This window comes from Acetobacter cerevisiae, from assembly GCF_001580535.1.
In the GTDB taxonomy this organism is placed as follows: domain Bacteria; phylum Pseudomonadota; class Alphaproteobacteria; order Acetobacterales; family Acetobacteraceae; genus Acetobacter; species Acetobacter cerevisiae.
Genome location: NZ_LHZA01000101.1, coordinates 1 through 12544, shown reverse-complemented (window position 1 = coordinate 12544; position 12544 = coordinate 1). Strand labels below are relative to the sequence as shown.

At 57.9% G+C, this 12544-nt stretch carries 9 protein-coding genes; 2 read left to right on the top strand and 7 right to left on the bottom strand.

What is annotated here, in order from left to right; genetic code table 11:
• Positions 1 to 128 precede the first annotated feature (128 nt).
• The 3 genes from AD928_RS02155 to AD928_RS02145 all read right to left on the bottom strand — a co-directional run bounded on the left by AD928_RS02155 (position 129) and on the right by AD928_RS02145 (position 5641).
• The gene (locus AD928_RS02155; protein WP_062247890.1) at positions 129 to 2855 is read right to left on the bottom strand and encodes a M16 family metallopeptidase; all 2727 of its coding nucleotides are present in this window, start codon (positions 2853 to 2855) and stop codon (positions 129 to 131) included.
• A gap of 101 nt (positions 2856 to 2956) precedes the next feature.
• Positions 2957 to 3619 carry a 2OG-Fe(II) oxygenase gene (locus tag AD928_RS02150; protein ID WP_062247888.1) on the bottom strand — a complete coding sequence of 221 codons (663 nt, stop codon included), beginning with the start codon at positions 3617 to 3619 and terminating at the stop codon, positions 2957 to 2959.
• Positions 3620 to 3700: 81 nt separating this feature from the next.
• A complete protein-coding gene (locus AD928_RS02145) occupies positions 3701 to 5641 on the bottom strand; it encodes an AsmA-like C-terminal region-containing protein (protein ID WP_062247881.1) in 1941 nt (646 codons plus the stop codon).
• 178 nt (positions 5642 to 5819) lie between these two features.
• On the opposite strand from AD928_RS02145, the gene AD928_RS02140 reads away from it, so the two are divergent.
• Positions 5820 to 6971, top strand: coding sequence for an AI-2E family transporter (locus AD928_RS02140; protein ID WP_062247878.1), 1152 nt, complete (start codon positions 5820 to 5822; stop codon positions 6969 to 6971).
• Between the two features lie 2 nt (positions 6972 to 6973).
• Here the strand turns inward: AD928_RS02140 and uvrB are convergent, their stop codons facing one another.
• The 3 genes from uvrB to AD928_RS02125 all read right to left on the bottom strand — a co-directional run bounded on the left by uvrB (position 6974) and on the right by AD928_RS02125 (position 10863).
• Positions 6974 to 9262 (bottom strand): excinuclease ABC subunit UvrB, encoded by a 2289-nt coding sequence (gene uvrB / locus AD928_RS02135; protein ID WP_062247885.1) that lies wholly within the window; start codon positions 9260 to 9262, stop codon positions 6974 to 6976.
• A 77-nt stretch (positions 9263 to 9339) separates the two neighbouring features.
• Positions 9340 to 9789 carry a hypothetical protein gene (locus AD928_RS02130; RefSeq protein WP_061506187.1) on the bottom strand — a complete coding sequence of 150 codons (450 nt, stop codon included), beginning with the start codon at positions 9787 to 9789 and terminating at the stop codon, positions 9340 to 9342.
• Positions 9790 to 9879: 90 nt separating this feature from the next.
• Entirely contained in the window at positions 9880 to 10863 is a 984-nt protein-coding gene (locus tag AD928_RS02125; RefSeq protein ID WP_061506188.1) for an aldo/keto reductase, read from the bottom strand.
• Between the two features lie 217 nt (positions 10864 to 11080).
• Here AD928_RS02125 and AD928_RS02120 point away from each other — a divergent pair, with 217 nt between their 5' ends.
• Positions 11081 to 11533, top strand: coding sequence for an NUDIX hydrolase (locus tag AD928_RS02120; RefSeq protein ID WP_062247883.1), 453 nt, complete (start codon positions 11081 to 11083; stop codon positions 11531 to 11533).
• A gap of 147 nt (positions 11534 to 11680) precedes the next feature.
• Here the strand turns inward: AD928_RS02120 and AD928_RS02115 are convergent, their stop codons facing one another.
• Positions 11681 to 12502 (bottom strand): glycosyltransferase family 4 protein, encoded by an 822-nt coding sequence (locus tag AD928_RS02115; protein ID WP_062247876.1) that lies wholly within the window; start codon positions 12500 to 12502, stop codon positions 11681 to 11683.
• Positions 12503 to 12544 lie beyond the last annotated feature (42 nt).

The following is a 12544-nucleotide window of genomic DNA, read 5'->3' as shown; positions in this document are numbered from 1 at the left end:
AGATTGAGAGGAAAACGCTCTAGGTTCCTAGTCGTCACATTCTCACAACTCAGGCTACTTGTCGCTCATATCCTCAGATGGCCCGTCTTTCGACGAACACATCAGGCAAACGCTATCCATGCGCGCTCTTACCAGGTTGGCGCTGGCCCTTTGACAATCTGGGCCAGATCATCCGGACGGATCCATTTTCGGAATGCTGCCTGCACATCAGCCCCCGTCGCTTTGTAATACACCTGTGCGGCCCGGTCGGTATTATCCAGCGGCAGCCCCAACTCTTCCAGCCCCAGATACTGCGCGGCAATCCCGCTCAGGCTGGCGCGACGCAGCGGCAGGCTACGCAGCAGTGACGCTTTTGCCAGAGACAGTTCATCCTCCGTCGGAGGCGCTGTCTGCATAGATTTCAGATCCTGCAAGGCAGCGACACGGGCTTTACCAACCTTATCCGGGTCAGACCCATAATCAATGTTATAAGCGCCGCGCGTGCGCCCCCAATCAAAACTGCTACCAACAGAATAGACATACCCCGTCTTCACCCGCAGGTCCCGATACAGGCGGGAAGAGAACAGACCACCACCCAGCACTTCATTGCCAAGCTGTAGCAGGAAATGGTCAGGATGTGAGGCCGTCAGACCCAGCGTTTCCGCCAGCACCACCGTATCCTGCACGCTGTTCTTATCCGGCACATTGGCGCGGGAGGCTTTACTGAGCGGCACCGTCGGCAGATCCACCGCTGGCTTCGGGCCTTCTGCTTTCCAGCCGCCAAAAGCCTGTTCCACAACCGAGCGTGCTTTTCCAGGCGTGACATCCCCGGTCACAACAATGGTGGTGAGGTCAGGGCGCCAGGCTGCCTGATAATATTTGACCACATCATCCCGAGAGACACTCATGATGGATTGTGGTGTCGCATTCCGCAGTTCAGGATCTTTTTCCGGCAGCAGCGCTGTTTTTACAGCTTTGCCAAACAGGAAGCCGGGAGAGACCAGCAGGCCCGCCTGCCCCTGTGCAGCCTGCATCCGCACAATCTGAAACGCTTTTTCCGGGAAGGCCGGATGCAGTTCATTTTCTGCAAGCAGCGCAATCCCTTTTTCAAAATCAGGCGTCAAAACCTGAAGGGAAAAACCACTCCCTGCACTTTCCCATGCCGGGATATCATCCAGAGCTTTCTGGAACCCCAGACGGTCATGCATTGTGGTGCCGTAGGAGAACAGAGATTCCGTCAAATCCCCTACACCTTCTTTACCTGCTGGTTCCTGCAACGCAGCATTTTGACGGATTTCACCAGACAGCTGAATGGTGTGGCTGACATGAGACGGCCAGACAATCAGCTTCAGGCCATTCGGCAGAGTGCTGACAACCGGCTGTGGCGTGGGTTTCGGTTCTTCCAGATGGGACAAGGCCTTTTCTGCCCAGTCCGGCAGCTTTACCGGCTTATCCGGCGTAGACGCGAAGGATTCCGCTCCGCCAAACCCTTTGCCAGCCACAGGCTTGCCGGAGGCTTCCGGCGTCAGAACAGCCGTTACCGCATGAGCCGGGTCCAGCAAGGTTGCAGCCAGACGGTTGACGGCTTCCGGCGTGACGGCTTGATAAGCGGCGACAATATCACCGGGCGCGTCCAGATTATGGAAGGCCAGCGCCGTGGACCACTGTGCCGCCAGACCGCTGACGGAGTTGGCGGAAAACTGAAGCTGGGCGATCTCGCGCTTCTTGGCAGCTTCTACCAGTTCTGCGGGGACGCCCTCTTTGCGGATTTTTTCCAGAACGGTCTGCACATCATTCAGGGCTTTTGCAGAATCTCCCCCTTTGGGGAATGCAGCAAGAGCGAGGCCAAAGCCGGCCTCTTTTTTTGGTGCATATTCAAACCCGGCAAACAGCGCCTTGCCCTGCGGCACCAGATCATACAGTGCCCCGCGTTGGCTGCCGAGCACGTCGGACAGAATATCCGCCACAGCAAAATTGTCCGCCGTGCGCCCCGGCATGGGGTAAGCCAACGTTGCAAACCCCACCGGATAATCTGTCGGGAAGGTCAGCGTCTTCGCTGGCGGCGGCACCGGCGTCACCTTGGGGCGCTCCGGCAGCGTTTTGCGTGGAATAGCGCCAAAGGTTTCCCGCACCTGATCCAGCGCAGTCACCGGATTCACATCCCCTGCAATCACCAGAACGGCATTGTTGGGGGCATACCATTTTTCGTAAAAATCGCGCAGATGGGCTGCATCTGTCTTATCGAAAGACGGGCGGGTCCCTAGCGCATCATGCGCATAGGGCGTTCCGGAAAACAGGATGGACTGCAACTGTTGCAGGTAGAGATAAGCCGGGCTGGACAGATCGCGCGAGACTTCCTGCTCAATCGCCCCGCGCTCCTTGCTCCAGTCTGCTTCTGATAACGTCAGCCCCTTCATGCGCAGGGCTTCAATTTTCAGAAGAACCGGCAGATCCTGCGCCTGTGCGGTATAGAAATATTGCGTGACGTCCTCAGTCGTGTCCGCATTATAGCTGCCACCCAGACGGGTACCCACAGCGGCCAGCTGGTCTTTATCCAGCCCCGCACTGCCACGGAACATCATATGTTCCAGCGCATGCGCCGTGCCGGGAAAGCCCTCCGGCGCTTCTGCCGAACCCACCAGATAATTGATTTCCGTTGTGACCACCGGAGCCAGACGGTTGGGCACAATCACCACACGCAAGCCATTAGGCAATGTCGCGCGGACGACCTGCGCACTGCTGAGTGCTGCTGGCACCAGAGCGGACGGCATCTGCTGCGCACAGGCGGTGGGCGTCAACGTCAGGGAGGACAGTGCGGTACCGGCCAGAATGGCGGCACCCAGAACAAGAGGAGACGCCCCCAGTGTCAGCAACATTGCGCGTCTGCCAGACTGCTTTTTGCGGAACGTTGTGGAAAAGGGAAAAGCCATTCTTAAATCCTTTGTTTTGAACACTGAGCTTACAAAAATAAGGCGTCTCAGCCCGCAAGGCCGGGGAGTGAGATTTTTTTCACCATGGCGGAAAGCTGGTGCCGCCGCAGTTCAGACCGTGCGCGGGCATCTTCCGTCATGTAATTCAGCTGAATGGTGTAACGCTGGCCCACAAACTGACGGTGGCCATGCCATGTGGTGGGACCGTTGGGGAAAATCAGTAATGTGCCTTCTACCGGCGGCACTTCCTTCGCATAATCCTCAATATCATGCGGGCCACGCAGCAAGCGCACGCAGCCTTCCTGCTTGTGCCAGCTCTCCTGTTCCGCCGGGTTGAGATACAGCAGAACAGTCACACGCTTGGCGAGGGAATCCGTATGGATCCGGCCATCCTTCTCCCGTGTGCGGCCACGAATGGTCAGCATGGTCGGCGCATGATCCAGATCGAGGTGGAATTTTTCAGCAATGATCCGCCGCAATTCCGGCCCTTCCATAGCCTGCACCACAGACAGCATCAGCGGGGAGAGTGTGAGGGCCGATGGTGGAAAGGAGCCACCCGACTGGATGTCCGGCAGGCTGGCGAACAGCCGGGGCAGATCATCCTTGCGAATAAAATGCGGGACAACCACATGCGGGAACGGGTCGGCACAGACAGGAGCTGTGGCCAGAGCCGCGTAATCCGGCTGTATCGAGGTGTCTGACATGGTCATGCGTTCCGTCCAGATATGAACACTTTTGCCAGACGGACGGTAGAAGGGAAGTGCGGCAGGAACAAGCCCTGCCGCAGCCACTTACTTCCCCACAACCCGGTAACAGGCGTTCTTCAGGGCAAATTCCTTCACCCCGGCGGGCAGCACATTCAGGCGGTCTGTCTGGGCCATCATGGCCCGCCCCTCGGCAGACCAGCTGGCCGGACGCACCATCGGGCTGCTGAAACTACCGCTGACCCGTACCGGAATATCCAGCGCAAAACGCCCCGTGGTGGAAGCCTGACTGCCAAATGTCAGATCAAACCATTTTCTGTTCAGGTCAAAGCGGGCATTGGCCGCCACAGTCCCATCCCCTGTGCGGATACGCAGAGGCAGCGCCTGCCCGACCCCGCCGCGAGAACTGACCACCCCCAGCATGCAGGACACCGGCGTCATACCCTTTGGTTTGTTGAACAGCATCCGCAAATCAGCAGAGACAAGCCCAATCACCTTTCGGTCCAGACTGCCGTTGATCATGGACACAGCAGCCGCCACATCGGCTGCGTGCACGGCGGCGTTCAGCGTCTTCTGGGTGGCATCGGCCCGCATCTGCATGTCCACCCGGCCTGCAATGGGAACGGGACCAAAACCCAGTGCCTGACGCAGTTTTTCAATATCCGCACCGGAAACGTTCACGGCAGCCCCCACATGCGCCGCGCCTTTGTCCGCACCTTCAATCTTACCGGATGCCTTCAGACTGGCCCCCAGATAATCAAGCGCCAGCATATCCACCGCCACCGTACCGGGTTTGACCGAGGCCGCCAGTGTCATGTTTGAGAAGTGCAACACGTTATAAGACAGCTGTTTGACCGACAGATGCGCATCAATCAGCGGGTCCGGCGCAGAATCAACCGTCAGCGGAATATCGGTTTCGGACGGATTGACTGATTTCTGGTGGCTCAGAAATTCATTCAGGTTTAGCTGGCTGAAAGCAATATCTGCCGTCACATGGTCCGGTTTGCCGTGGTCCCCTTCCACAAGCCGCATGAGCGTAATGGTCATGGGGTTATCCTTGACCATCCCCTTGCCCTGCGTGACGCTCCACAGATCGCCCTCATGCTCAAACTGGCCGGACATCTGCATGGCGATATCCTGCTGGGCAGGCAGGCCGGCAATCTGCATCATCGGGCGGGAGGTCGGGCTGTTGAAGGTGACAACGCCCTTGATGCCATCTGCGTTGATCGGGTCTGTTGCCGTCCCTTTGAACGTGATGGTCATGTCCCCGGACTTCGCCTCCATATCAATCCCGTAGGGCGTTTTGGTCTGCCGCAGGATGGAGAAGGGCTGCATGGTGGCTGTCATGGTCACCGGCGTATCATTATACGCGCCATCAACCGCCAGATGGACGGGCTTGTCCGCCCCATCCGTCTGGAGCGTGACGGTTTTCAGCGTCGTGCGGAATTCCGAGCCATGGGCGGTGCGGTAAATGACCTCCCCATTCTGAACGGCCACATCCAACGCCGTCGGGTAACTGCTCCGGTCATCCGGCCCGGCTGGCGGGTGGCTGGCGGCAGGCTTTGCACCGGCCTCAGCCTGCTTGCCAAAACGCCAGTTGGGCAGGCGCTGCGGCGTGCGCTCCACCATCACATACACATCAGAAATCGCTACATGCCGCACCAGCATCGGACCGTGCAGCAGGGATGAAGCTTTGACCTCCGCCGCCAGACGCCCCACCCGCACCATATCCGGCCCGGTGCCTCCGGGAATATTGGCCAGACGCGCATTGGCAATCTCAACCTTCAGCCAGCGGCCCGGTGTGACATGCAGACTGCCGACCTGCACGGTCCGCCCCAAAGCCGCCGTTGCGCGCCGCGCCACAAAGCCCCCGAGATCAACCTTGTTGAGAAAAATCCAGCCTGCACCGCCGGAAGCCGCAATCAGGGCTACAGCCCCCACGCCGCCCCACAGTGCCCAGAAGCCTGCGCCGCGTCGTGCTTTATGCCCCTCAGAGGTGGCGGGTTTGTCGTTGATCTGATCTGACATCTACGTCCTCAATTGCCCGCACCCTGTTTTCCATAAAAAACGGTGCGCTCTTTTCTGCCCTCTGGCAGTGTCTGACGCTCTTGTAGAAAAAAAATGACGCCTCCGTCATATCCATGATTGGCATGCCCGCAGACCTCCGTTACCTCTACAACACCCAGACAGGGATGAAACGGACGAAATGACGATAAACACTCCCACCCCCAGTGATACACCAGCGCGCCAGACACGCGTCGTTCTGGCGGCCATGACGGCTGTCGGGATGATCCTCTGCTCGCTCTGGGTGGTCCGTCCCTTTCTTCCTGCCACGATCTGGGCCGTAACCATTGGGGTCACCACCTGGCCCCTGCTCCTGCATATCCAGAAACTTCTGTGGGGCAGCCGCGGACTGGCGGTGACCGTGACCAGCCTTGTTGCCATAATGGTCTATGTCCTGCCCTTCTGGCTGGCGACCACCACAGTGCTGACCCACACAGCCGAACTGAAAACTCTTGCGGATTCCGCTCTGGCCTTCCGCATTCCGTCTGAACCGGAATGGCTACAGCACCTGCCCTTTATCGGCCCCAAAACAACCGTCTGGTGGCAGCAGATTGAAAATGTCCGTCTGCCACAACTGGCCAACCGCATTCTGCCTGATACCGGCAAGATCATTGGGTGGGTGCTGGATTATGCGGGCAGCTTCGGCATGCTGGCGCTCCAGTTCCTGCTCACGCTGATTATTCTGGCAGCCCTCCACACACGCGGAGAAGCTGCGGCCAATCTGGTGATGAATTTTGGTTCTGCTCTGGCCGGGGAACGCGGGCGGGAAATGGTGCTGCTGGCAGGCCGCACCATCCGGGGCGTCGCTATTGGCGTGACCGTCACAGCCTTGGCTGAAAGTGCTGTCGGCGGCCTTGGCATGTTTCTCACAGGGGTGCCCTGGGCCAGTATTCTGACAGCCATCACCTTTATTGCCTGCCTGCTTCAGGCGGGTCCGGGTGTTACCCTTATTCCCGCAGTAATCTGGATGTTTTTCTTCCACGGCCTTGGTTCGGCTGTGGTTCTGCTGGTGTTCACCATCCTTGCCATTGTGATTGATAACCTGCTGCGCCCCTTCCTCATCCGCAAACAGGCCAATGTGCCGCTGGTACTGATTATGGTGGGCGTGATTGGCGGGCTGGCTGCGTTTGGTCTGGTCGGCATTTTTGTCGGCCCGATGATTTTATCCGTCACCTACACGCTGGTGAAAAGCTGGCTTTCAGACGCGGAACTGCCGTCCTCTACTGAAGATACGCCACTTCCCTCCCTGCCCCATACGGCACAGGACGCCCCGCACCCGGCAGAGGCCAAATAGCCTCACGCCTTGCTGCGGCTGCGCCCCCGTTTGGGTTTGGGCTCGTACCCACCACCGCCCGGGCCCAGCGGACGCGGAACCTGCTCTTTTTTCGGTTTGCGGCGCGGAGAAGATTTCTGCCCCGCCGTGGACGCCGGTGCAGGCGGTGCCTCCAGCCCCAGTTGCAGCGCTTCCAGCCGCTTGATTTCATCCCGCAGACGGCCTGCTGTTTCAAACTCCAGATCCGCCGCAGCTTCACGCATCCGTTTTTCCAGACCGGCAATCGCCGTATCCAGATCCTGCCCGACAAATTCCGCAACACCCGTGTCCTCATCCGGGGCCACGGTGACGTAATCCTGCTCAAACACGGACGAGACAATTGCGCCGATATTCTTGCGCACGCTCTGCGGTGTAATGCCATGCGCTTCGTTCCACGCCATCTGTTTTTCGCGCCGGCGGGCGGTTTCTTCCACAGCGTATTGCAGGGAATCCGTCATCTTGTCAGCGTAAAGCAACACCCGCCCTTCCACGTTACGGGCGGCGCGGCCAATGGTCTGAATGAGTGACGTACGGGAGCGCAGGAAACCTTCCTTATCCGCATCCAGAATGGCCACCAGCGAACATTCGGGAATATCCAGCCCTTCTCGCAGCAGGTTGATGCCAATCAGCACATCAAACGCGCCAATCCGCAGGTCGCGGATAATTTCGATCCGCTCCAGCGTATCCACATCGGAGTGGAGGTAGCGCACCTTAATGCCGGCCTCATGCAGATAATCGGTCAGATCTTCCGCCATGCGCTTGGTCAGCGTCGTCACCAGCACACGGCCACCTTTGGCAACGGTCGTGCGGCATTCGGCCAGCAGGTCATCCACCTGATGTTCCACCGGGCGAATATCTGTCACAGGGTCAATCAGACCAGTGGGGCGAATCACCTGCTCGGCAAACACGCCGCCTGTGCGTTCCATTTCCCACGGACCGGGAGTGGCGCTGACAAAAACACTCTGCGGGCGGAACTTGTCCCACTCGGCAAAGTTCAACGGGCGGTTATCAAGACAGGATGGCAAGCGAAAGCCGAACTCGGCCAGAATAGACTTTCGCGCATTATCCCCGCGCTCCATACCGCCAATCTGCGGCACGGTCACATGGCTTTCATCCACAATCAGCAGTGCATCTTCCGGCAGATATTCAAACAGGGTCGGTGGCGGATCGCCCGGTTTGCGGCCTGACAGATAGCGGGAGTAGTTCTCAATCCCTTTACACACGCCGGTCGTTTCAATCATTTCCAGATCAAACGTGGTGCGCTGGTCCAGCCGCTCGGCTTCCAGCAGCTTGCCTTCCTGGGTGAACTTGTCGAGCTGCTGGCGGAGTTCCTGCTTGATGCCAACAACAGCCTGCTTCAGCGTCGGGCGGGGCGTCACATAATGGCTGTTGGCGTAAATGGTAATTTCCTGAAGATCAGCCGTCTTTTCACCAGTCAGTGGGTCAAATTCAATAATCCCGTCAATCTCATCCCCAAACAGAGAGACACGCCAGGCGCGGTCTTCATTCTGCACGGGGAAAATATCCACCGTCTCACCCCGCACACGGAAGGTGCCACGGGTAAAGGCGGCATCATTCCGGCGATATTGCAGCTCGACCAGCCCGCGCACCAGACGATCCCGGTCAATCTCCCCGCCCAGCTCCAGTTTGACGACCATGCGGGAATAGGTTTCGACCGAGCCAATACCGTAAATGCAGGACACGGACGCCACGATAATCACATCGTTCCGTTCCAGCAGCGCCTGCGTTGCCGCATGGCGCATCCGGTCAATCTGTTCGTTAATCTGGCTGTCTTTTTCAATATAGGTATCAGACCGGGGCACGTAGGCTTCCGGCTGATAATAGTCATAATAACTGACAAAATATTCGACGGCATTGTTCGGGAAAAACTGCTTCATTTCCCCGTAAAGCTGCGCCGCCAAGGTCTTGTTGGGAGCCAGAATGAGGGTGGGCTTCTGGGTGGCTTCAATCACCTTGGCCATGGTGAAGGTTTTGCCGGACCCCGTCACACCCAGCAGGACCTGATCCCGCTCGTTCTCTTCAATCCCTTTAAGAAGATCAGCAATCGCCTGTGGCTGGTCACCCGCCGGTTCATATTCCGAAACAACTTCCATCCGCCGTAGCTTGGGGCGGGCAGCCTGACGGTCCGGCTCAAACGTAACAGGCGGCAGGCTGGCAGCCCGCTCACTCAGCGTACCGCGCTTCTTACCGCGCTTAGCCGCCGGAGCAGAGGAAGAACGAGACGCGGAATCGGGAGCGGTACGTGTGGCCATGGTTTCCAACATGGTGCGCAGCCCGGCGGCCTGCAAGCCTCATTCCCAAAGGCAAACGAGATGAGAGAAGATACGCCTTACTGCATATGAAACAGAAAACGAGACAGGGGCGTATGGGACAGCACAATCACCACCATCCCCAGCAGGATAATCACCCTGCCCCCTACGTAGGCGCAGGCCTGCGAGAGTTCATCCCGGCTGGCCATATCCATGAAGGCATCCCGCCCGGCATAGCCACTGGCGGCGCGCATGCCGCGATAACGGTTTAAGGCATCAGAGGACAAGCCAGCCCGGCTGAACATCTCAGCACTATACTGATCAAGATCATCTTTACGGAACTGGGCCACACCACCGGACTGGCGGACCCGCTCCGGTCCACCGCCCAGCAGCGCCAGCGCCTGCAGCCGGCGCGCTGGCACACCCAGATATTCCGCAGCCTGCGTCCGGTTCAGCACCTGCTGGAGCGGAAACTGGCAGACTGTGGCCTGTTGGGAAGGCCGGTCAGCGTGGGCGGGCGGCTTTTTCATGGGGGTTAAGCTTGCGAAAAAACGTAGCGTTTCGTCAACGCTTCCCCCTGACCGCCTGCCCTGCGGTCACCACAGGTCTTGTAGTGTGCGTCAGCTTCTGGCGGGTGGCGCCATGAATTCCGGGCCGACAGGGTCCGTAATATCGCGGGCCAGAATGGCATCAATGGCCTTCATGTCGGCCTCATCCAGCTTCCAGCCGAAGGCCTCATCCACACCGCTGATCTGTTCCGGCTTTCTAGCCCCCCACAGCGCAATGGTCGGCCCACGGTCCAGCACCCAGCGAATGGCGAGAGCCAACATGCTCTTGCCATGCTTTTCTGCAATGGCCTTCAGCTCTTCAACGGCCTTCAGATACTGGCCAAAGCGCGGCTGCTGAAATTTTGGATCGCTCTTGCGCAGATCATCGCCTTCAAACTTGCGGTCCGCCGTCATACGGCCAGACAGCAACCCGCGGCACAGCGGCCCATAAGCCAGCACAACCAGATTGTTCTTGATGGCGTAAGGCAGAACGTCCTGTTCAATCTCGCGCTCAAACAGATTGTACGGCGGTTGAATGGTGGCGAGGGGGGCGAATTTACGGAACTCATCCATCTGCGCAGGCGAGAAGTTGCTCACGCCCAGCGCCCGCACCTTGCCGTCCTTCACCAGTTTTTCCAGCGCACGGGCGGTTTCTTCCATCGGGGTTTTAGGGTCCGGCCAGTGCACCTGATACAGGTCGATATGATCCGTGCGCAGGCGACGCAGAGAGTCTTCAATTTCCTGCGCAATCCGGGCCGGGCGGCTATCGCGGAACACGTTGCCATCCTGCCAGTTCAGCGCCACCTTGGTCGCCAGAATGACCTTATCCCGCTTGCCTTCCAGCGCGCGGCCAATCACCTCTTCCGAATGCCCCAGACCATAGACAGGCGCTGTATCAATGACGTTGATGCCCAGATCCAGCGCCTTCTCAATGGTTTTGGCGGCATTCACATCATCCGGCCCCCCCCACATGGAGCCCCCAATTGCCCATGTCCCCAGAGCAATGCGGGATGCGGGCTTGGCCAGCCCCGGAATGGTAAGGGTTTCTGCCGTCATGATCAGACTCCTGAAACGTCAAAGATAACTCTCCTGCCCCGCCAGTCCCGCTACAGAACCAGCCGGGCAGAGTTCACGTAGCTTAAACGCCCTGCGTCCCATGTGTTGCATTCAACCTGCGAAAAGCGGGCATGTTCCTACAGGGATGCACCCGTTCTGCCGCGTAAAATCCGCGCAACACTTGACCATTGCGGGAAAGTTTCTGCATTTTCTGGTTATGACTACTGCAACTCCGTCCTTCATGCCACGTGTCGGCGTTCTGGCTCTTGTCCGGCACGGCCAGAATGTTTTGCTGGTACGCCGGGCCAATGCGCCGGATGCTGGCCTGTGGGGTTTCCCCGGGGGGCGCGTTGAGGCTGGAGAAACATTATTTCAGGCAGCCGAGCGTGAATTACGGGAAGAAACCGGCCTGACTGCACAAGCACTTCAAACCGTTGATGTTTTTGACAGCCTCCATCACACACCAGATGGAACGCTGGCCTTTCATTATGTGATTGTTGCGGTTTTGTGTGAGGAAAACACCCCACATCCTACTGAACCCCACGCCGCAGACGACGCCCTCGAGGCCCGCTGGCTTTCTTATGATGAGGTCAGAACACTCGGCCCCAAAGCCTGTGCTCGCCTGTTTGAGCTGACGCAGAAAATTATACCTGCACCTCAGAAGCGCTGAACTTTAGCAAATAATAACGATTTTTTTCTTCTGAGAAATCTGAGGAGAAAACTCTAACCAGAGCAGATGCGGGTGTGTGGGATGCCATACCAAGACACCCCACAAACCCTCGCCTGTTTTTAGTCTCGCAACACAAACAGGATTTTATCAAAAACTGAGAAGAGCCTTGAGCTGTTCCAGATATTTCTGGTGCGAATGATCATCCCGCATGCGGGCAAGTTCATGCTCACGAATGCTTTCCCAGAGCACCTTATCTTCATAAAGCCGCACAATGGCATCCGCAAACGCCTGCGGGTCTGTTGTGCTCACACTCAGCATATCCTCACCCGGCGTCCAGCCAACCTGCTCACACAGAATGGACGACGCTACAATGGGAAGACCATGTGCTGCGGCTTCATGAATTTTATACGGAATACCCGCCGCAAAGCGCGTCGGCGCCACAAAAATCCGGTGCCTGTCATAAACAGGACCAACATCAGGCACGCGCCCCAGAAGATTGACACGGGGATTTTTCGTCAGCGGCTTAAGATCAACCTTTGGATTGATGTAACCACAAACCGTGAATTTTACATCATCAGGCAGCCGTCCATCCAGAAGCGGCAGAACCTGACTACTAAACCAGGCCAGAGAGTCGACATTGGGAGAATCAATGTCATGCATCGCGCCAAGGAATAGGATATCACGTCGCGCATCCCATCCCGGAGAATGCGGAAGCGCCTTTTGCATATGCCCCAGAACACCGACGTTCGGGAAGCCGTTCTCCTTGAGGATTTCTGCATCCTTTTTGTTCACGGCAACAATTTTCTCAGCCATGAACAGGTGACGGAATTCATGCGTGAGCATCTCTTCAACGGATTGTTCAGGATCCCCCTCATTCCGCAGAACACGCTTCTGATGCTCACGCGGGGCGGCCACGGCCTCGGTGTCAATAATCACCGCACGGGACGAAATGGCGTCCGCACACTGCATCAGTACTGGTGCTTACCACTACAGTTGCATTTTGTGTCGTGA

What these genes read in the sequence shown, in the direction of transcription:
- AD928_RS02130 (WP_061506187.1), bottom strand. Translation starts at nt 9,789, where the DNA reads ATGAAAAAGCCGCCCGCCCACGCTGACCGGCCTTCCCAACAGGCCACA.
- AD928_RS02115 (WP_062247876.1), bottom strand. Translation starts at nt 12,502, where the DNA reads ATGCAGTGTGCGGACGCCATTTCGTCCCGTGCGGTGATTATTGACACC.
- AD928_RS02125 (WP_061506188.1), bottom strand. Translation starts at nt 10,863, where the DNA reads ATGACGGCAGAAACCCTTACCATTCCGGGGCTGGCCAAGCCCGCATCC.
- AD928_RS02140 (WP_062247878.1), top strand. Translation starts at nt 5,820, where the DNA reads ATGACGATAAACACTCCCACCCCCAGTGATACACCAGCGCGCCAGACA.
- uvrB (WP_062247885.1), bottom strand. Translation starts at nt 9,262, where the DNA reads ATGGCCACACGTACCGCTCCCGATTCCGCGTCTCGTTCTTCCTCTGCT.
- AD928_RS02145 (WP_062247881.1), bottom strand. Translation starts at nt 5,641, where the DNA reads ATGTCAGATCAGATCAACGACAAACCCGCCACCTCTGAGGGGCATAAA.
- AD928_RS02120 (WP_062247883.1), top strand. Translation starts at nt 11,081, where the DNA reads ATGACTACTGCAACTCCGTCCTTCATGCCACGTGTCGGCGTTCTGGCT.
- AD928_RS02155 (WP_062247890.1), bottom strand. Translation starts at nt 2,855, where the DNA reads ATGTTGCTGACACTGGGGGCGTCTCCTCTTGTTCTGGGTGCCGCCATT.
- AD928_RS02150 (WP_062247888.1), bottom strand. Translation starts at nt 3,619, where the DNA reads ATGACCATGTCAGACACCTCGATACAGCCGGATTACGCGGCTCTGGCC.